Here is a 20,614-nt window from a genome sequence, read left to right on the forward strand (position 1 = left end):
GGCTCCTTTCCTAGCAGATGACAACATCTGTAGTCTGCCGCATTGCGCGACAGTTAGGTGCAGACGTCATCCACCCCATCCGCGACGGACATGGTGGAGCGGTCCATCGGAACGGCATCGGCCTTGGGGTGGGTGCGGCATAACTCATCCGGCTAAGATCCATGCCGTTCATGTCGTCGAGCGGTTTGGCGGGGCTCTGCATGACATGACCTTCAATGCTCACGTCGCCCATCATCCCGCGCATGTCTGCCATGATAAGGCGCGGTTTTTCCCGCAGCACCGGTTCTGGCCCTGCCATGCCTTCGCGCAGGGCCAGAGTGCCGCGCACCAGGGCCGTGCGGCCACCGATTCCGCCACGATGCTGTAGACGAGGTTTTCCCTGGTCTGCCCGATCACGTCATACGTCTCGGTCACCGAGATCTGCAGAACGTACACCGTGACCGGCTTGACGTCATTGCCGTCCACCTGAACCAAGGTCATCTTGAGGCCCGGGATGCGCGGGTCGAAGTAGGCCATGACCGAGGAGTTGATCAGCCGCAGCCGCACCTTTTCATTGGGCTTGAACAGTCCGGTCCAGTTCTACTGGGTGCTTTCGCGGGTGATCATAGGAGTGAACCCCTCTGGACGTCCTCGACGTCCGTGGGCATCATCCGCATCCGGCTCCACATCTTGCGGTCTTCTAGCACCTCCTTGCGACCGATACCGCCCGAATCCCTGATCAGATCCTGCAAGATGCGCTGCGAGCTGTTGTGGCAATCCGCCGACACTTTCAGGTTGCGCATGATCCGTTTGCCGCGTTGCGGGTGGATGTCGGTCAGTTGCACCACACAATCGCGGTCGGTGCGGATGCGCTCTCCACCTTTGGGCTCGATCACGATGGTGCCATAGGCCGCGTCCGATTCCTGAAAACCTGAATGGCTGTGAAACCAATAGGGGCTAGCCCGCACGATCGAAAAGTCATAGGTGAGGGTCTCGCCCGGCTTGATGCCGTCAATGCTGATCTTGGGCACCTCTTCTTGGCCAAAGGGCAGGATCAGCCCGTATCAGTAGATCAAGGTATCCTCTTGGAAGCTGTTGGTCACGTTCAACGTGACCCTTTGACCCTCCTTGAAGCGCAAAACCGTCGCAGCCTGGTTGTTGTTGCAGCCGATACCGGACTTGCGGACCTTGCATCGCGTCGATGCGAAACTTGTCGACGGTGATACATAGGTCCCGGCCTGGGCTGCGGCAGCTGCGGGCAGGACAAGGGCAACGCTGGCAACAGCCGCAAGCACGGATGCGATGGGTGGCATCGTTGGTCCTTTGTTCAATTGAGTAGCTGATCAGGAGGCCACAGCGGGATATCGCCGGTGCAACAGCCATGCGCGCCCGGCTGTGCCGAGGATGCATCTATGTTTTGTTCGGCGGTCCAAAGGCCGATTTACCGCTGCGGCCGTCACGCTAAGGGACCGGCGCGCAATAAGCTTAGGAAAATCGGGTCACGCTTTTAGTGGCGGCAGATGCGCCTCGGGCGTCACAGACGCCAGACAAGACAGATTCATAATAACAGCCAACTTGCTGTTGTTTCCGAAAGAAATTTTTTCCAAAGTTGTGAAATGATCGGAGTTCATAGGTTGTGACGTTGTGACAGAGGTTGGGGTTTGAGCGGGAATGCACGTGGCCAAATATTGTTTCGTGCTGGGCTGAAAACACTCCCGCAGGCTGACCTTATCCATTTGCAGTTGGCGATAGGAAAAGTGCTGACAGCGCAAGCATCAGTGCCAGCGATATCCACATCTTTTCAGCTTAAATGCGCTTAGACCAAGTTCCTTCGACTTTCGTTCTTTCTAGCTGCTTAACGCCAGATCGTGGCACAAGGATACGTTTTGTACATTCTCGATGCAGCCGCGGCATCGGAGAACCGCAAACGATGGTTCACGGGAAAGGCTGCGTTACAGTCCGGAAACTGGCACCATTGAGCTGCATCACCCTCAAGGCTAATCGCGACACGGAAGACGCCGGTCGTGGTGTTGAATCACGGGAAGGGGGCACCGTGCCGGTGGAGCTACGACAGAGGTTCTCTCTGAACACTCATGATCGTCAATTGTACCTCGATCAGCCGCCTCCCTTCCTCCACAAGGTCGAAGCAGCGATTACCCAGGGTCCAACGGATCGCAACGCCCTGCATGGCCGAAATGAGCAGGACAGCCGCGTCCTGCGCCGCCATGTCCGGGCGTAGAATTCCCTGAGTTTGCATGCCGGTGACAGAATCGGCAAGCTGGGATTGAAACGATGCGAGCAGATGATCAAACACCTTACGCAGCGGTGGGTTGTCCACCGTGAGTTCCCGCGAGAAAAGCAGAGATGGCAACGCGGGTCTTTCGGCAATTGCCGACAGTTGGGCGCCGATCAGCCCCTTGAGTCGGGACTGTGGTTCCAATTCCTGTACGGTGGCGTCTTTCCAGCGCTCTCTTAGCGAGGCCGCTACATTCTCTGCCACGGCCAACCACAAGTCTCCCTTGGTGGGAAAGTGGCGAAACACGGCGGGCTGGCTGATGCCGACAGCGCGCGCCACATCGGTCGTGCTCAAGCGATCCGGTCCGATTTCCGACGCCAGGTGAAGTACCTGAGCAATGATCTGAGCCTTTCGGTCTTCGGCACTCAGGCGCGGCATTGGGTCACCTATTGTTAGTGAGTTATAACTCACATAAATTGAACCATATTGCAACACCGACTGTGAGTCGCAGAGCCCGCAAGGAGGACTTCCATGCAACCGCGCGCCGGATACTCCCAAATTCAGATTGTCCTGCATTGGGCGGCCTTTGCCCTGATCGCGCTGCAATACCTGTTCAAGAACTCCATTTCCGCCGCATGGGAGAAAATCTCCGAAGGTGGGGAGATCGCGTTCAATCCCTTGGTCCTTGGTCATGTGGCGGGTGGGTTGCTGGTGCTTGCTCTTACGGTTTGGCGGCTTGCCCTTCGCTCCCGGCGTACGGCCCCGGTACCGGTCGGATCAGTCCAGCAGCAATTGATCGCCAGGGTGACCCACATTGGCCTCTACGGCCTGATGCTGTTGATGCCCATCAGCGGGGCAGTCGCCTGGTTCGGGGGAGTCGAGGCTGCGGCGTCGGGCCATAATGTCATGAAAGTGCTGCTGCTGGGGCTTGTTGCCCTGCACGTTGCCGGAGCGCTCTATCATCAGTTCGTGCTGCGGGACGGGATCCTGAGCCGCATGCGTCAACCACAGGAGTGAAACCATGCGCGTCGGCCCCTTGCTCGCCCTGCCGCCCATCGCCCTCGGGATTGCCGCGGCGGCCTGGTTGATCGCCGGCGCACCCGGGCCCGCAAAAACGGACGGTGCCGCGCCCGCGCTTTCGGTTCGCATCGAAACGGTCACGCCGCAGGCTATCCGGCCTGCCGCGTCGGTCTGGGGAAACCTGCGCGCGGCCGACACCTGGGTCGCGGTTGCCGAGGTTCAGGGAGAGGTCATCTGGCGCCACCCTGACCTGGAACAAGGGCGCATAATCTCTGCGGAAACCGAGGTTCTCCGAATTGACCCCTCGGATTACGAACTGTCACTCAGGCAGGCCGAAGCCGACCTTGCGGCCTTGCAGGCCGAGGGCAGACAAATCGGGATCGAGGCCGCCAATACCGGACGTATCCTCGAACTGGAACAGAAACGGCTTGCTCTGTCCGAGGCAGATCTCCGGCGCACCGAAAAACTCGTGTTGCAAGGATCCGTGCCGCAGACACGTGCCGACGAGAGCGAACGCGCCACCCTGCTTGCCAGGCGGACCGTGTCCGAGCTCGAAAATTCCCTGGCGCTTGTCCCGTCGCGGGAACTGAGGCTGGATGCACAGATCGCCCGGACGCAAGCCGCAATCGACCGGGCGCGCCGGTCGCTCGAGCGGACGAAACTGATCACACCTTTCAATCTTCGCGTGACCCAAATACCGGTAGAGCTGTTTCAGCCCGTGACCCCCGGCCAAGTTGTCATTCGCGGGGATGGTCTGAATGCGGTCGAAGTTGTCGCGCATCTTCCCATTGACGAGTTTCGCCGTCTGATCCCCCGTTTGCCCGAAGGCCACTCGATGCAGGACACGTTGCGAACGGGGCTGGCGGATGCGATTGGCGTGATCGTCAGCCCAATCGCCGATCCCGGCCAAACCTGGTCAGGGCAGGTGTCGCGGATCGAAGGCGCGCTCGATCCCCGCGCCCGAACCGTCGCGGTGGTTGTTACGATCACCGATCCTTACCAGGGCGCGGATCCGCCATACCGGCTCCCGCTTGTGCCAAACATGCAGGTCCGGCTCGTGTTGACCGGCGCGTCCTTGTCAGATGTCATCACCGTGCCAGAAGCGGCGCTGCACGGCGGGATCGTGCTGGTTGCCGATGCCGAGAACCGGTTGGAACTGAGACAGGTCACACCGGGGTTCGCACAGGATGGGCGCGTCGTCATCTTTGATGGGTTGATCGCTGGCGACCGGGTCGTGATCGATACCATCGCGCCGGCGATCCCCGGTCTTGCGCTGGCACCTGTCGAGGTGACGCGATGATCCGCTGGTTCGCGGGGCATCCGACAGCGGCCAACCTGCTCCTCTTGCTGTTCCTGGCGGCCGGCAGTTTTGCCGTGCCGGGCCTGCTGCGCGAGACCTTCCCCGATTTTCGCGCGGTCGAAGCAGAAGTGACCGTTCCCTACCGGGGCGCCGCGGCCGAAGATGTCGAGAGCGGCATCTGCGCGCCGCTCTGGGATGGGGTGCAGGGGGTCGAGGGGCTTGAAACCTTCACCTGCACCGCACAAACCGGCCGCGCGCGCGCCGTTGCCACGATGGCGCCCGGCAACGACCCGATCCGTTTCGTGAACATGCTGCGCACCGAAGTTGCGGCAATCGACAGTTTTCCCGACCGTGCCGATCTGGCTATCGTGCGCGAGTTGCATCGCTCGGATCCCGTGACGTCGATCGCCGTATCGGGCGACTTGCCGTTGACCGAGCTCGATCTCTACGCCGAAACGCTTTCAGATCGCCTGACAGCTTTGGCCGGTGTTGCCCGCGTGACCCGGGCCGGGCTGGGAACCCGAACAATTCGCGTCAGCGCGCAGGCCGATGTTCTGGAGGCACATGGTCTGACGCCAGCCAGTCTGGCCAGCGCGTTGGGGGCCCAGAACGTCGATTTGCCGGTCGGAATACTCGAAGGGCCGGGCATCGACCTGACCGTGAGATTCACGGCCGAGCGTGAGAAACTGCCAGAGCTGGCCCGCATCCCTGTCCTCGCGCTGGAAAACGGTGCGACGCTGACACTCGAGGATGTCGCGGAGATCGAGGAAACATTCGAACCCACCTCCGACCGTATCTATCTGAATGGAACCCCAGCGATCCTGATCGACGTTACCAAATCGCTGGACGCCGATGCGCTCAGGATTCTTGACGCGATCACGGAACTGGCGACCGAAGAAATGGCACGTCTTCCCAATAGTCTGAAAGTCGAAGTCGTTCAGGATGTCACGTCTATCATCCGCGATCGTTTGGCGATGCTGGTTCAGAACGGGGTGATGGGGCTGGTTCTGGTCGTGGCGGTCATGAGCCTCTTCTTCCGGCCGGGCTTTGCCATCTGGGCGGCAATGGGGCTGCCGGTTGCTTTTGCGGGCGCGTTTCTGTGGATGGGCCTGTCCGGTCTGAGCCTAAACATGATCACGCTTGTCGCGCTGTTGATGGCGATCGGGATCGTTATGGACGATTCCATCGTCATTGCCGAGGCGATTGCCGTTGAAACGGCCAACGGTGCGACGCTTGAAAACGTGGTCGCAGGGGTTGCCCGTGTCGCGCCCGGCGTCGTGTCCTCGTTCCTGACAACGCTCTGCGTTTTTCTGCCGCTGGCGTTTCTGGCTGGCGAGCTGGGCGCCGTTCTGGAAGTACTGCCTGTCGTCCTGCTGGCGGCGCTGGCCGCGTCGCTGGTCGAGGCTTTCCTGATCCTGCCGCACCACCTGAAAGGCAGTCTGAGAGGACAGGCTCCGTCGAACTTCCGCCTCCGGTTTGATCGTGGTTTCGAAGCCTTGCGCGACGGCGGCGTCGGCCGTCTGGCGGACCTGGCGATAAAGGCACGCTGGTTTGTGGTGGGACTGTCGATAGGCGCCCTGGTGCTGACCGTCGGCGCCGTTGGTGGCGGGATCATCAAGCGCGAGGCCCTGCCGGAGATCGACGGCGATGTGCTGGAGGCACGCCTGATCCTGCCCGGCGGAACGCCGCTGGCCCGAACGACCGAGGCCGTCGAACAGGTCGAAGCCGCAATCGACCGGGTGAATTCCCGGCTGACGCCCGCCCAGCCCGGCGACCAGTCCCTGGTCACGCGCCGTATCACCCGGATGGGCCGTAACCTGTCGGCAGGTGAAACGGGCGCGCATGTCGCGACCGTTGCCGTGGACCTGCTGGGCGCGGAAACCCGGACCAGCACGTTGGACGAGATAGTCACACTCTGGCGCGAGGAAATCGGGCCATTGGCCGGTGTCACGTCGCTGGTTTTGACCGAGCCGGGCATCGGGCCACAGGGGATCGCTGTCGAATTGCGGCTGACCCATACCGAACTGGACGTTATTGAGGCAGCCGGACGCGCAACACTTGCCGAACTTGAAACTTATGCCGGCGTGCGCAACGCCATCGTTGACCTCCGGCCGGGTGCGCCCGAGCTGCGCCTTGCGCTGGCACCGGGCGCCGAGTCTCTGGGTCTTACGGCCGCCGATGTCGCGGGACAGTTGCGCGCCGCCTTCATCGGCACCCAACTCTCCGAGCTTAGGCGGGGCGACGACGCCTGGGAGGTCGAGGTCCTGCTGGCGGGGTCCGATCGTGCAACACGCGGTGATCTGGCATCGTTCGACATCGCGCTTCCCGGCGGCGGAACCGCTCCGTTGTCGACCGTCGCGTTGATAACAGAGTCGCGCGGCTGGGGCAGCCTGACGCGGCGCAATGGTATCAGAACCCTGACGGTGTCTGCGGATGTTGACGGGCGGATTGGCAACGCGGATGCGATCACTGCCCAACTTTCGCGCAGCTTCCTTCCTGAGCTTGCACAAACGATGCCCGGACTTGGCTTTGACATCGGCGGACAGGCGGCGAATTCGGCCGAGACTGTTGCCTCGATCCTGCGCGGTTTCCTCATCGGCCTTGTCGGCGTCTACGTGGTGCTGAGCTTTCAGTTCCGCAGCTATGTCGAGCCGGTGATCGTCATGCTGACGATCCCGCTGGCATTTCTGGGCGTGATCTGGGGCCATGTTCTGATGGGTTACAACATCTCGATGCCCTCTCTTGTCGGCGCGGCATCGCTGGCAGGGATCGTCGTCAATAATGCAATCCTTCTGGTCGGTGTCATCAAGACACGTCAAGCCGAGGGAAAATCAGCGGTGATTGCGGCCGGAGACGCCGTGCGCAGCCGCTTTCGCCCGATCTTCGTTTCTGTGTCCACAACGATAATAGGCATGGCGCCATTGTTGCTTGAAACCTCGACGCAGGCGCAGACCCTCAAACCGCTGGTGATTTCCCTGGTCTTTGGCCTGTTGGCGGCGACCATCCTGATTATCATCATCTTGCCGGCGTTTTACGCCGCTCTTGAAGATTTCCGCAGGAATGGACCCACCGACCATCCCAATCCTGGTGCGTAAAAAAAGAGGTAGATGGGTGAAGGACGGTCGTCTGATCAGACTTGGCGATACCGGTGCAAACTGAAAGGCTTTTGTTCAGCAAACGGTCCGAAACCGTTCGACGGCGACGTCAAGAACCTCTTCGGGGGGTCGCTTCCACCAGATCGCGGCGGAGAAGATTTCGACCTCGCACAGGCCGTCATACCCGGCATCCTTTACACCCCGGCGGATTGCCTTTAGGTCGGCCACTCCATCGCCCGTCATTCCACGGTCGAGGAGCATATGAGAAGTGTCCTCCAGCCAATCACAAAGGTGATAGCCAAATACCCGGCCCTGCGCATCCTGCAACGTTTCGGGCAAGGTCCGGTCCCACCAGACATGATAGACGTCGACCGCTATTCCGACGTTTGGCGCATCAATATCAGCGCATATTTCCAGCGCGTCTCGCGCGGTAAACAGACCGCTTTGTCGCAAACTCCGCAGCCTTTTGGATGATGTGTTGCAACCACTTTGAAGTGACACCGGTTCTGCAAAGTAGAAATGTCCCACCGGGGCGCTGTCGGGAGCAAGGCTTTGCAGCCCGGAGACCTCACATATCGCAGGGCTGGAAAGCCTTGCGGAGGTCAGCGAGTAGCTTTCGACAGCTTGTAAAAAACAGGGATGCTACCGAGAAAATGAAAGCGCCCGCCAGGCTGGGTTGCCGAGCGTGGAGCAGAAATCTGCCTCGGTCAGGGCAGATCTTTGCCCGGGAGTTTACGGCCAAAAGACGAAATCGCTGACGGTTCCGCAGTGGAAACCCTAAGAGATGACGCTGCGATATCAGCCATGAAGCGCAGACTTTTTTGGGAGGAAAAAATGAAGACACTTGGTGTGAAACTAGCCGCACTGGTCACCGCAGCGACGCTGGTGACACCTGCGGCGACCCGAGCCGAAGAGTTCATCAACATCCTTACGGGCGGAACCTCTGGGGTCTACTATCCGCTGGGCGTCGGCCTGTCCAAGATCTATGCCGACAACATCCCCGGAGCCCGGACCCAGGTCCAATCGACCAAGGCCTCAGTCGAGAACCTGAACCTGCTACAACAGGGCAAGGGCGAGCTGGCACTGGCGCTTGGCGACTCGGTCAAGCTGGCCTGGGAAGGGGACGCCGACGCCGGGTTCAAACAGCCCTTGTCGAAGCTGCGCGGGATCGCGGCGGTCTATCCGAACTACATCCAGATCGTGGCCTCAAAGGAAAGCGGTATCTCGTCTCTGGACGGGTTGAAGGGCAAGAGTCTATCGGTTGGCGCAGCTAAGTCAGGGACCGAGTTGAACGCGCGCAAGATTTTTGAGGCGGCGGGAATGTCCTATGACGATCTGGGCAAGACCGAATATCTGCCGTTTGCGGAGTCCGTCGAGCTGATCAAGAACCGGCAGCTGGACGCCACGCTGCAATCCGCAGGTCTGGGTGTGGCCTCGATCAAGGATCTGTCGGCCTCGATCGACATTCAGTTGGTGTCGGTGCCGGAGGCGGTGATCAGCGCGCTTGGCGCGCCCTATATTGCCGCGACCATTCCGGCAGGCACTTATCAGGGGCAGGATGCGGATGTGCCGACTGTCGCGGTGGTGAACTTCCTCGTCACGCATGAGGACGTGTCCGAGGAGACCGCCTATCAGATGACCAAGCTGCTGTTCGAGAACCTGGGCGAGCTGGAAGCGGCGCACAAGGCCGCAGCGCAGATCAAGCTGGAAAATGCGCTGACCGGCATGCCGATCCCGCTGCATCCGGGGGCCGAGCGTTTCTACAAGGAAGCGGGCCTTATGTAAGACCTCTGTCCCGGGTGGCCTTGTGCCATCCGGGTCTTTTGGCTTTCCGGGGAGGGGAAAACCACTATGACACAGCCACATCACGACATGCCCAAGGATGCACCCGACTTGGGGCTGCATGATCCACTGGCCGAAAGCTTTCCCGCGACGGCCGAGGGGCGGGCGCTGTTCTGGATCGCGGTCGTCTTTTCGGTCTTTCAGATTGCGACTGCGGCGCACCTGTTGGATTTTTCAAGCCAGATCGTCCGGGCATTCCATGTAGGGTTCCTGACGCTTCTGGGATTCCCATTGCTAGCGGCGTTGAAGAAAAAGACACTGTCGTTTCGGGCTGTCGCCTGGGCATTGGCGCTGACTGGTGTCGTGGTGGCGCTGTACCAATGGTGGGAGTACACGCCATTGATCCTGCGGGCGGGCGATCCGCTGCCGCGTGATATCGTGTTGGGTGTCGCGGCGCTGATTACGGTGTTCGCTGCGGCCTGGCTGCTGATGGGATCGGCGCTGCCGATCATCGCTGGGGGATTTCTGGCCTATTGTTTCTGGGGCGAATTTTTGCCTTCGCCACTTAATCACCGGGGCTATGATTTTGCCCAGGTGATCGACCACATGGCTTATGGCACCGAAGGGATCTACGGCATCCCGACCTATGTGTCCTCGTCTTACATCTTTCTGTTCATCCTGTTCGGTTCCTTCCTGGAACGCGCGGGCATGATCAAGCTGTTTACCGATGTCTCGCTGGGTCTGGTGGGGCACAAACAGGGCGGGGCGGCCAAGGTGGCGGTGGTCTCTTCTGGACTGATGGGCACGATCTCGGGCTCGGGGGTGGCCAATGTGGTCACCACCGGCCAGTTCACTATTCCGTTGATGAAAAGCTTTGGCTATCGCTCGGCCTTTGCGGGTGGTGTCGAATCCACCGCGTCGATGGGCGGCCAGTTGATGCCGCCAGTGATGGGCGCGGTTGCCTTTATCATGGCCGAGACGCTGGGTGTCGAATACGTCGAGGTGGTCAAGGCGGCGTTGATTCCGGCGATCCTCTATTTCGCCTCGGCCTTCTGGATGGTGCATCTGGAGGCAGGGCGGCACGGGCTGAAGGGCATGGCCAAGTCCGAATTGCCCTCGCCGCTGAAGGCGCTGAAAGAGAACTGGTACCTGATCCTGCCCTTGGCTGTGCTGGTCTACCTGCTGTTCTCTGGCTTTACGCCTCTGTTCGCGGGGACCATCGGGCTTGCTATGACGGTGATGCTGATCCTTGGCGGGTCGATTGCACTGGGGCTGCCGGGAGGTGTGATCCGCATCCTGTTCTGGATCGGCCTGGGCGCCATTGCCGCCGCGTTCTTTGAGTTCGGTATCCTGCCGGTGGCCGTCGCCATCGCCGCGCTGATCGGATGGAACGCGGTGTCAAAGGGCGGGCGCGAGACGCTGGCGCTGTGCCGTGACAGTCTGGCCGAGGGTGCCAAGACAGCGCTGCCGGTGGGTATCGCCTGTGCCCTGGTGGGTATCATTATCGGTACGATGACCCTGACCGGGGCGGCCAATACCTTTGGCCAGTTCATCGTGCATGTGGGCGACAAAAGCCTGATCCTGTCGCTGATCCTGACTATGATCACCTGCATCGTGCTGGGCATGGGCATTCCGACGATCCCCAACTATATCATCACCTCGTCGATTGCGGGGCCCGCGCTGCTGGCCCTTGGGGTTCCGCTGATCGTCAGCCACATGTTCGTGTTCTATTTCGGCATCCTTGCTGATCTGACGCCGCCCGTGGCCCTGGCCTGTTTTGCGGCGGCACCGATTGCCAAGGAAAACGGCCTGAAGATCGCGCTGGAGGCGATCAAGGTGGCTGCTGCCGGTTTTGTCATCCCCTTCATGGCCGTCTATACCCCGACCTTGATGTTGCAGGACGGCGGCCCGCTGGCCGAGGCGTTGGGTTTCTGGCCCGCGGTGGCCTATATCGTCGCCAAGACCACCCTTGCCATCGGGCTGTGGGGGGCGGCCGTTATCGGTTGGCTGGGCCGTCCACTGTCCTGGTTGCTGCGCCTTCTTGCCGCCGCCGCCGCCGTTACGCTCATTGCTGCGCTACCACTCACGGACGAAGCGGGTTTTGCCATGGCCGCACTCTTTGCGGGCCTGGTGTGGCGTGCCCGCGTCGCAAGCACGGCATGAGCACCGCCTGCCTCCTGGTCGGCACGACTGTGCTGGCTCTTGCATCGCAAGGCTTTGACCTGAGCTGGAATCATTCGGTGGAAAAGACCGTGTGGCGCGAGCATTGGGTGATCGAGGGAGGCAGGCTCAGATTGACCGAGGCCGCGGTCAAGGGATCGGGGGCTGGGATGGACCCCGGCCCTGATGCCGTGCTGGAAAGCGGCTGGTGGATCTGGGCCCCGATATTGCCGCCGGTGCCTCGGCTGAACCTTGCGGCGTCCGGAGCGACCGGGGGTGGATGGACAATCTGTGACGGTTCCGATTGTCACGAGATCGGCCAGTCACCGGGCGTTGCGATCGAGATCTCTCCGTGTGGGTGACAGTGACGCCGGACCGTGACCTTGTCCGCGCAATCCGCTACGCTGCGCGGACAAGGTGGCCTTGCGGGCGAAAGGGTCGGGCATGCAATTGGCGGCAAGGGATAGGCGGAGGATGACACGTCGCGTCTTCGCCCTGATCGGAGCCATCGCCGTTCTGGCGGCTGTCAGTGCGTTTACAGTCGCGTACCGGGCCGGGCTCGCCGCGATGGATGCCGAGCTTGGACAATCTTTGATTCTGACCCGGCGGGCCATCGAGACGGAAATCGAACGGTTCAGGGCACTGCCGGATGTTGCGGGCGAGGATGTCCGGATCGGCCGTGCTCTGCGGATGCCGGGTTCCGAGACAGCGATTCAAGCGGCGAACCGTTATCTTGAGACGATCAGCCAGCGTGCAGGCGCCACCGATCTCTACCTGCTGGATGCGGCCGGTACTGCGATCGCCGCCTCGAACTGGGCAACCAACAAGAGTTTCGTGGGCAACAACTACGCTTTTCGTCCATATTTTTCCGACGCGATGGCCAGTGACCGGGGCCGGTTCTATGCCATCGGTGTGACAACCGGAAAGCCGGGATACTTCCTGGCGACCCGGGTCGGGAGCGGAGAGAACCTTGGGGTTATGGTGGTCAAGATCGACCTCAAGCCGATGGAAGCGACTTGGCAGAGCGCGGGTGTCGCAACCGCCATCGCGGACCGCGACGGGATGGTTTTTCTCTCCGGGGTGCCGGACTGGCTTTACCGACCGTTGTCTGCATTGTCCGACGATGCGTTGGACCGGCTGAGGCGGCTGCGCACTTATGATGGTGTTGATATCACAGGTGCGGCAAGACTGCTGTCAGATCCGCCATCGGCGGGTATCATGCTGTTGCCCGGGGCAGGTGGCGTGGCCCTGCGTGGCACGTCAACCACGATCGAGGCGGATGGCTGGCAGCTGATCTCGGCGAAGCCTTTGGAGCCAGTCATTGTATCGGCGCTGCTCTGGGCGTTTGGTGCGGCATTGGTTGCGACTGCTGCAACAGGGCTTGCCATGATCGTCCACCAGCGGCGCCAGCTGGTTCAGTTGCGCCTGCGCCAGGGTGTGCTGTTAGAGGCGAGGGTAGCCGAGCGGACGCAGGAACTGGCGCAAGAGGTCGTGGCCCGTCGCAAGACCGAGGACGATCTGCGCGCCGCACAGGAATCCCTTGTCCATACCGAGAAGATGGCCGCTCTGGGGCGGATGTCGGCAGCCATTGTGCATGAGATGAGCCAGCCGCTGGCGGCATTGGAAGCGACGCTTGCGGCTACGGAAATGTCTGGCGATGCGGACAAGACAAATGCCCGTATAGGCAGGGCGCGAAACCTGATCCAGCGGATGCAGCGCACCACCAAACATCTCAAGAGTTTCAGCAAGAAGGAGCAGAATCTGCGCTCGTTGACCGACCTGAACAAGGTTGCCGAAAACGCGCTGGACCTGGTCGAGCCGAGGTCGAAAGCGACGGCGATAAATCCTGTGTTTGTGCCGTCGTCTGATGCCGTTCTGGCAATGGCCGGTCCGGTTCGCCTGGAACAGGTTTGCCTGAACCTCCTGCTTAACGCGCTGGATGCCGTCGAAGGCCGCCAAGGGGCGTGTGTCAGTGTCGAAACCGGGAATGACGGTGTTCAGGTCTGGCTCGCCGTGTCGGACAACGGGCCGGGGATCGCGCCCGATGATCTTGGCCGGGTGACCGAACCGTTTTATTCGACCAAGATCGGGGGTGAGGGCCTGGGTTTGGGCCTGTCGATCAGTCAGGCCATTGTAACAGAATTCGGCGGGCGGCTTGAAATCGTCTCACAACCCGGCGAGGGCACCAGGATTACGGTCCTGTTGCCCGCCGCCGCCGCCTTGGGGGAGGCGGCCGAATGACGGAACTTGCGTTTGTTGTCGACGATGACGAGGATCACCGTCTCGCCGCCGCCGATCTGATCGAGGCGGCGGGGTACAGGGTGATGTCCTTTGCTGGTGCGTCAGGTGCGATTGCGGCGCTTGACGAGGCTGATCCGGCGATTGTGATAACCGACCTCAGGATGCCCGGCATGGATGGGCTCGACCTGGTTTCTGCGCTCAAGGAGAGCGGGGGTGACCATCCGGTGATTGTCATCACCGGGCACGGCGACGTGCCGCAGGCTGTGCGCGCGATCCGCCTGGGGGCCGAGGATTTCCTTGAAAAACCATACAACGCCGATCATTTTCTGCTGGTGATTGGGCGTGTGATTGCCGCTCGGGCAACGCGCGCAGAACTGCGCCGTGTGAAGTCGCGCATCGCGAACGAAGAGATTGTCGGAGACAGCCCCGCCATCGCCAATCTTCGTGCCAAGGTCTCGGCGCTTGGCCCGCTGGACGTAAACGTTGTGGTCACCGGAGAGACGGGTACCGGAAAGGAATTGATTGCCCGCAGCCTGCATGCAGGCGGGCCGCGCGGTAAACATGGATTTGTGGCGCTGAATTGCGCCGCACTGCCGGAAAGCCTGTTCGAGATCGAGATGTTCGGTTGCGTCGGCGGCGCGTTTCCCGGCGCGGCGGTGGACAAGCCCGGTAAGTTGGAACTGGCCAACGGCGGTACGCTGTTGCTGGATGAGGTGGACATGATGCCGCCGGCCTTGCAGGCCAAGATGCTTCGGGTTCTCGAAGAGAACGCTGTCGAGCGCCTGGGCGAGAATCGGCTGCGCCCGCTAGATCTGCGGGTGATCGCGACGTCCAAGGTGAATCTCAAGTCGATGACCTTTGCAGGCGGGTTCCGGGCCGACCTTTACTATCGGCTTGCCGGTGCCGAGATCGAGACTCTGCCTTTGCGGGAGGTCCCCGGCGACATTCCACTCTTGTTTGCCGCTTTCGCATCCGAGGCGGCGCGCCGCCATGGCCGGGCGTTGCCGGAGATTACCATCGGTTTGCGGGCGCGTCTCATGCGGCGCTCGTGGCCCGGGAACGCCCGCGAATTGCGGGCGCTGGCCGAACGTTTCGTTCTGGGCCTGGGGGTCGGTGACGCCGCAGAAGGCGATGCCGAGGTGAAGGTTGCCGAAACCCTGCCCGAACGTGTCGCCGCCTTTGAGGCGCGCGAGATTCACGCGGCATTGGCACAATGCCGGGGCCATACGGATCGCGCGGCGGACCTGTTGGGCCTGCCGCGCCGGACATTGAACGACAAGATCAAGCGGCTTGGGATCAAGCTGTGACCACTAGGGCCGGGCCCTAGCGGTCCTCCAATAGAGCAAACACCCGGTCGCGTTCCGACAGGACCAGTAACAGGGCGAGGTCGCCCGGTCCGACCTGATCCAGGATCATCCGGGCGGCTTCGGTCGGCGAATCCGCGCGCTGGATTTGGGTCTTGGCCAAACCCGTACCGGTGGCTGCCTGTTCGATCAGCGCCGGTATCTCTCCCAGTTGACGACCGCGCAGATAGTCCGGCAGCTCGGCGGCGACAACGACGTCGGGCTGGAAACCAAGCGCGGCGGTGGTCACATCGCGGATGTCCTGATCCGACCGGTCGCCTGCGTGGCTCAGCATGATGAAGCGGCGTTTGGCGGGCAGGTTGGCCAAAGCCTCGCAAACGGCGGCGATGGAATGTGGATTATGGGCGAAATCCACAAACACCCGCGCGCCGTTATGGGCGAACTCGTTGCACCGACCGGGGTTGTCGGTGGGATCGGGGCGGAAGTTGCGTAGACCCTGCCGAATGGCGGCAACGGGAATGTCCATGGCCAGCGCAAGACAAAGCGCCGCCAGCGCGTTCAGCACATTGTAACGGGCCGCCCCGTTCATGGTGATTGGGACGTCAGCCACCGGCAGGATGTCCTGTTCCGCAGTGCCGTCGAAGAACACCAGCGTTTCGCCGCGCAAATAGGCACAGGGCTGTCCGGCCACTTTTGCGGCGTGGATTTCAGCGCGCTCGGGGTCGAGCGAGAACCAACAGATGTTCGCCTGAGTGCGCGCGGCCTCGGCCCGAACGAACGCGTCGTCGGCGTTGAGGGCCAGAATTCTACCCGGGGCCAGCGCCCGGTGCACAGCAAATTTCGCCTGCGCCAGTTCCGGCACCGTGTTCACGCCGTATTGCCCCAGATGGTCGTTGGCGACATTGGTGACCACGGCGGCGTGGGCGGCACGGGTCGGCAGGCCGCGCCGCAGGATACCTCCGCGCGCCACTTCGAGGCAGGCAATCTCCAGCCTTGGATCGCGCAGCAGCATGCGGGCGCCACCCGGGCCCGAGTAGTCGCCCCGGTCGAGGATCTCGTCGCCCACCCGGACAAACTCGGTCGAGGTGAGACCGGCTGTCTTGCCCGAGGCGCGGGCAATCGCCTCGAGCAGGCGAGTCGTGGTCGTCTTGCCATTGGTGCCGGTGATAAAGGCCATGGGGATGTCATGCAGCGCCGCCCAATCGACCTGATCGGGGGCGGGCAGGGCGTCGACGGGCCAGGTCCGGCTGCCGGTGCCGTGACCGATGGAAACGGCATCGTCGTCGCACAGGATATCGATCCCATGTTCTTCGGCCGCACGGATCAGCGCGATCAGAACCGGGTTCGCCTCGGTCTCCATGACTCCGCGCAGGTCGAAAATCATCCGGTCGAAATCGTCCGGTTGCTCGCCCAGCAGCTCGGCGGCGCAGAAATGCCAGGCGGTCTGTGCCACGAAGATCGCCGAATAGAGCTGGTCCATCGGAGCCGAAAGGGCGAGGTTGGCGCCACCGGTAAAGACCCGCGTGATCGCCGCCTCTTCCCGCCAGCCGAGTGCGTCGAGCACCCGGCGCGCGTGATGCATCCATAGGCTGGTCATCCGTTCGGGCTCCAGCCTGTCAAAGAACACATCCATCACCGCGCCGGGCCGGTTCCACAACAATCCCGGGCCGGTCAGGCGGCGGGCATCCTCGACCCGGATCAGATCCGAAGTCGCGCTGACAATCGTCAGCGCCGTTTCAAGCTGTTCGATCCGGTCCATGCCGGCCCCTCCGATCAGTCGGCGTTTTCGCTGATGTCGCGGGCGAGGCGCACGCCGCGTTCGTCCCGGATCAGGGTCTGGTCGGTGTCGAACATGTCTTCGAATGTGGCCACAGGCTGTCGGGTGGCAGAGGTCCCCTTCGGTTTTGGCTGATCGCCCGGCGCGTTGAAATAGATGATCTGTTTCCAGCAGCGGGTCGTGTCGTCGCCAAATATGACCAGCAGATCACCGGGCGCGGCCATGCCAAGACCGGCGTTGACGGCCTCGACCTCGTCGGGGATGACGGTGATAGCCGTATCATCCACCCCGTTCTGCATCAGTGCCTGGCGCAGCATCTGCGGGATCTCGTCATGGCCACGGCCACGGCGCCGATCATCCGCCTTGCAGATGAAATGGTCGAAATGTCCTGCCAGCGCGGCGGCGGCATCGACCACGTCCTGATCGCGACGATCACCCGGCATGGACACAACGCACAGCCTGCGGCCCTTGATCTCCATCCGGTCCGCAAGCTCGGCCATGGCACCAAGGGCTGCGGGGTTGTGCCCATAATCCAGGATGACCTTGAACGGATGCTCGTCATAGACGTTCATCCGGCCCGGCGCCTGGAAATAGCTGGTGTCAAAGGTACGCAAACCATGCCGGATATTGTCCAGATCGACCTCGAAGCTATAGGCCATGGCGGCCGCGAACATGGCGTTCTGCACGTTGAACAGCGCCTTGCCCTCGAGCGTGGCGGGGATCAGGTGCGACCACAGAACAGGGATATGCAGCCCGTTGTCGTAGATCGTCAGCATGTCGCCATTCATGCCCTTTTCCAGCACGATGGCCTTGCCGCCCGCCTTGATATGCTCCTTCACCAGGCTGTGGTTTGGGCTGGTGGTGACGTAAAAGATCGTGTCCGCATCAGCGTAATCGGCCATTTTCAGACAATTGATGTCGTCGGCGTTCAGCACTGCGGTGTCGGTTGCGCTTTCGATCACCACGCGCTTCACGACGGCCAGTTCCTCGACCGTGTCGATGCCGCCAAGGCCAAGGTGATCGGCCGAAACGTTGAGACAGGCGGCCACGTTCGAGCGCTGGTATCCCAGCCCCGAGCGGACCAACCCACCGCGCGCGGTCTCCATCACGGCAAAATCCACCGCCGGGTCACGCAGCACGATCTGCGCCGATTTCGGCCCGGTCATGTCGCCCTTGACGCTGAGCTTGCCATCGACATAGACGCCATCGGTCGAGGTCATGCCGACGATCTTGCCGCTGGTTTTCATGATATGCGCCAGCATGCGCGAAGTCGTCGTCTTGCCGTTGGTGCCTGTGATCGCGGCGATAGGGATGCGGGTCTGTTCCCCGGCCGGGAACAGCATGTCGATCACCCGGCCTGCCACATCGCGGGGCTGGCCCTCGGACGGGGCGACATGCATGCGGAAACCGGGCGCTGCGTTGACCTCGACAATGGCGCCGCCGATATCCTTGTAGGATTTGGTGATGTCGTCGATCAGGAAATCGACCCCGCCGACATCCAGGTCAACCGCCATGATGGCGCGTTCGGCCATGTCGCGGTTGTCGGGATGCACGACATCGGTCAGGTCGATGGCGGTGCCGCCGGTGGACAGGTTCGCGGTCGAGCGCAGATAGAATATCTCGCCTGCGGGCAATACGGTCTCTTCGGTCACACCGGCGGCGGCCATCAGGCGATTGGCCTGGGTGTCGAGTTCCAGCTTGGTCAGAACCTTTTCATGGCCAATGCCCCGGCGCGGATCCTGGTTCACGATATCGACCAATTCGGCGATGGTATGGGTCCCGTCGCCGACCACATGGCCCGGCACACGTTTGGCCACCGCGACCAGCTTGTTGTTGACCACCAACATGCGGTGATCGAACCCGGTGATAAAGCTTTCGACCAGAATGGCACGACTCTTGGAATGTTCCTTTGCCTCGGCAAAGCCTGCTTCGACTTCTGCGGGTGTATTGAGGTTGATCGACACGCCGCGCCCGTGATTGGCGTTCAGCGGCTTGATCACCACCGGATAGCCGATGCGTTCGGCCGCACGCACCGCCTCGCGTTCGGAATAGACCATGCGCTGTTGCGGCACCGGAAGGCCGAGGTCGTTCAGCAGGTTGTGGGTGTCTTCCTTGTCGCAGGAGATCTCGACAGCGATATGTTTGGTTTCCGAGGTGATGGTGGCCTGGATGCGTTTTTGGAACTTGCCATGGCCAAACTGCACCAGAGAGCCTTCGTTCAGACGGATCCAGGGGATGTCGCGCGCTTGCGCGGCCTTGACCAGCGAACCGGTCGATGGGCCGAATTCCTTGCGCTGCGCCCGTAGGACAAAGCTGCGCAATTCGTCGTTCCAGTCGAACTCGGGGTCGAACTCATAGTCGATCTGGTCCTTGAGCGCCTGCGGCAGCAGATGCATCAGCAGGCGGATCGCCAGCTTGCCGGCCTCTAGCCCGACATCGCGCTGGCGGTATTCGTAGACCATGTTGTACTGGCCGGGTTCTCCGGTGCCCCGGGTCCGCCCAAAGGTTACGTCAGAACCGGCGACGTTCTGCACCTCGATGGCGCAATGTTCCAGAACGTGTCCCAGCCAGGTGCCTTCGTCCTCGCGCAGGCGGCGGATGAAGCCGCCGGGTTCGCGGTATGAGCAGCCGTGTTCGGCCAGTCCCGGCAGTGCCGCGATCAACCCGTCGATAAACTCGGGCCCGATCCGGGCCGAGGGCCATTCTTCGAGCAGTCCCAAGTCGATGACATGTCGGATGACCGGAAAACTGGCCCAGACGTTCGGGCCGACAAAGACATTGGTCGAGACTACTTTCATATGGCTCCCCGTTATTGTTGTTGAGTCTTCCCCCCCGTGGCGCCGCTGTTGCCGGATCGGTCGGGCAGGGTGCAGAACGCCAGATGCTCGTCAGGTGGAAACGCCTGCCGCGCAGTCAGATCATAACGGCACCCTTCACCCAGAACGTCAAGCCGCAGACCGAGCAAGCTGAGCGCCTGGCCCCGCCGCGCCTCCCACATCGAGGAATGTGTCAGGTGGCTGGCGTCTACAACGGTGACCGTTCCGCTGCCCACCACCTCGAACACGTTGTCGGGCCCGATGAAGGCGGCGGTATCCTCGTCAATCCCCAGCCCGATCAGAAACGGGTTGAAAGATGAGGCGGTTAGCAGGCGGCCCAGGCGATTGCGCTGGGTAAAATGCTGGTCGATGATCACCGCGTTTGTCAGGCCCATTCCGGGTGCCAGGGTAATGTTTCCCTCGGCAGGGCCTGCGTTGGAACTGCCGCCCGCTACCATGTGCTCGGACATGATCGAGGCGCCCGCCGAGGTTCCGGCAACCGGAACACCGGCGGCGTTGCGGCGGCGAATCTTCTGCGCGACCAGCGTGCCGCCCAGAATCGCGGACAGACGCAACTGGTTGCCGCCGGTCATGAATATGCCGGTGGCCCGGTCCAGCATTCCTGCGAAATCAGGATTATCGCAATCAGCCCGGCGCGAGATCGGCAGAAACTCGACCCGGCCCGCACCCAGCTCCGAGAAGATGCGATTGTAATCTGGTCCGGTCTCTTCCAGCATCGAGGCGGTCGGGATCACCACGATATCGGCATCCGCGCCGCCCGACAGTTCGACAAACCGGCGGTGGATCTGCATTTCCTTGACGCGGTCTTCGCCGCCGCCGATCGGGATGATGAACCCGCGCGGGGTGCTTTCGTCAACAGGTGCGGGGCACATCTGATCCTACT

At 61.8% G+C, this 20,614-nt stretch carries 14 protein-coding genes and 1 pseudogene; 8 read left to right on the forward strand and 7 right to left on the reverse strand.

Annotated features, from left to right (window positions below):
* Nucleotides 1–231: 231 nt before the first annotated feature.
* The 3 genes and pseudogenes from OEZ49_RS20410 to OEZ49_RS20420 form a co-directional block, all read right to left on the reverse strand.
* Nucleotides 232–546 carry a cupredoxin domain-containing protein gene (locus tag OEZ49_RS20410; protein ID WP_263390017.1) on the reverse strand — a complete coding sequence of 105 codons (315 nt, stop codon included), beginning with the start codon at nucleotides 544–546 and terminating at the stop codon, nucleotides 232–234.
* Nucleotides 547–602: 56 nt separating this feature from the next.
* Nucleotides 603–1,292 (reverse strand): annotated as a pseudogene (locus tag OEZ49_RS20415) (multicopper oxidase domain-containing protein).
* A gap of 752 nt (nucleotides 1,293–2,044) precedes the next feature.
* Entirely contained in the window at nucleotides 2,045–2,653 is a 609-nt protein-coding gene (locus tag OEZ49_RS20420) for a TetR/AcrR family transcriptional regulator (RefSeq protein WP_263390018.1), read from the reverse strand.
* 93 nt (nucleotides 2,654–2,746) lie between these two features.
* Between OEZ49_RS20420 and OEZ49_RS20425 the strand changes: the two genes are divergently transcribed.
* From OEZ49_RS20425 to OEZ49_RS20435, 3 genes are read left to right on the forward strand one after another with little or no spacing between them, the layout of a single operon-like run.
* Nucleotides 2,747–3,232, forward strand: a complete 486-nt coding sequence (locus OEZ49_RS20425; RefSeq protein ID WP_263390019.1) for a cytochrome b — start codon at nucleotides 2,747–2,749, stop codon at nucleotides 3,230–3,232.
* Nucleotides 3,233–3,236: 4 nt separating this feature from the next.
* Nucleotides 3,237–4,535 carry an efflux RND transporter periplasmic adaptor subunit gene (locus OEZ49_RS20430; RefSeq protein WP_263390020.1) on the forward strand — a complete coding sequence of 433 codons (1,299 nt, stop codon included), beginning with the start codon at nucleotides 3,237–3,239 and terminating at the stop codon, nucleotides 4,533–4,535.
* Entirely contained in the window at nucleotides 4,532–7,630 is a 3,099-nt protein-coding gene (locus tag OEZ49_RS20435) for an efflux RND transporter permease subunit (protein WP_263390021.1), read from the forward strand. Before OEZ49_RS20430 ends, OEZ49_RS20435 begins: the two co-directional genes overlap by 4 nt.
* Before the next feature lie 75 nt (nucleotides 7,631–7,705).
* Here OEZ49_RS20435 and OEZ49_RS20440 read toward each other — a convergent pair whose 3' ends face one another.
* Complete coding sequence (locus OEZ49_RS20440; protein WP_263390022.1) at nucleotides 7,706–8,083, reverse strand: sugar phosphate isomerase/epimerase family protein; 378 nt, start codon at nucleotides 8,081–8,083, stop codon at nucleotides 7,706–7,708.
* A gap of 381 nt (nucleotides 8,084–8,464) precedes the next feature.
* Here OEZ49_RS20440 and OEZ49_RS20445 point away from each other — a divergent pair, with 381 nt between their 5' ends.
* The 5 genes from OEZ49_RS20445 to OEZ49_RS20465 all read left to right on the forward strand — a co-directional run bounded on the left by OEZ49_RS20445 (nucleotide 8,465) and on the right by OEZ49_RS20465 (nucleotide 15,120).
* Nucleotides 8,465–9,415 carry a TAXI family TRAP transporter solute-binding subunit gene (locus tag OEZ49_RS20445; RefSeq protein WP_263390023.1) on the forward strand — a complete coding sequence of 317 codons (951 nt, stop codon included), beginning with the start codon at nucleotides 8,465–8,467 and terminating at the stop codon, nucleotides 9,413–9,415.
* 66 nt (nucleotides 9,416–9,481) lie between these two features.
* Entirely contained in the window at nucleotides 9,482–11,575 is a 2,094-nt protein-coding gene (locus OEZ49_RS20450) for a TRAP transporter permease (RefSeq protein WP_263390024.1), read from the forward strand.
* Nucleotides 11,572–11,934, forward strand: a complete 363-nt coding sequence (locus OEZ49_RS20455; protein ID WP_263390025.1) for a DUF1850 domain-containing protein — start codon at nucleotides 11,572–11,574, stop codon at nucleotides 11,932–11,934. Before OEZ49_RS20450 ends, OEZ49_RS20455 begins: the two co-directional genes overlap by 4 nt.
* Before the next feature lie 112 nt (nucleotides 11,935–12,046).
* Complete coding sequence (locus OEZ49_RS20460) at nucleotides 12,047–13,813, forward strand: sensor histidine kinase (RefSeq protein WP_263390026.1); 1,767 nt, start codon at nucleotides 12,047–12,049, stop codon at nucleotides 13,811–13,813.
* Nucleotides 13,810–15,120 carry a sigma-54-dependent transcriptional regulator gene (locus OEZ49_RS20465; protein ID WP_263390027.1) on the forward strand — a complete coding sequence of 437 codons (1,311 nt, stop codon included), beginning with the start codon at nucleotides 13,810–13,812 and terminating at the stop codon, nucleotides 15,118–15,120. Before OEZ49_RS20460 ends, OEZ49_RS20465 begins: the two co-directional genes overlap by 4 nt.
* Nucleotides 15,121–15,136: 16 nt before the next feature.
* Here the strand turns inward: OEZ49_RS20465 and OEZ49_RS20470 are convergent, their stop codons facing one another.
* Genes OEZ49_RS20470 through OEZ49_RS20480 form a run of 3 tightly spaced genes read right to left on the reverse strand, consistent with a single transcriptional unit; the run spans nucleotide 15,137 to nucleotide 20,603 of the window.
* The gene (locus tag OEZ49_RS20470) at nucleotides 15,137–16,876 is read right to left on the reverse strand and encodes a Mur ligase family protein (RefSeq protein WP_263390028.1); all 1,740 of its coding nucleotides are present in this window, start codon (nucleotides 16,874–16,876) and stop codon (nucleotides 15,137–15,139) included.
* Between the two features lie 14 nt (nucleotides 16,877–16,890).
* Nucleotides 16,891–19,692, reverse strand: coding sequence for a cyanophycin synthetase (gene cphA, locus OEZ49_RS20475; RefSeq protein WP_263390029.1), 2,802 nt, complete (start codon nucleotides 19,690–19,692; stop codon nucleotides 16,891–16,893).
* A gap of 11 nt (nucleotides 19,693–19,703) precedes the next feature.
* Nucleotides 19,704–20,603 (reverse strand): cyanophycinase, encoded by a 900-nt coding sequence (locus OEZ49_RS20480; protein ID WP_263390030.1) that lies wholly within the window; start codon nucleotides 20,601–20,603, stop codon nucleotides 19,704–19,706.
* Nucleotides 20,604–20,614 lie beyond the last annotated feature (11 nt).

This window comes from Ruegeria marisflavi, assembly GCF_025673445.1.
GTDB classification, from domain to species: domain Bacteria; phylum Pseudomonadota; class Alphaproteobacteria; order Rhodobacterales; family Rhodobacteraceae; genus Ruegeria_B; species Ruegeria_B marisflavi.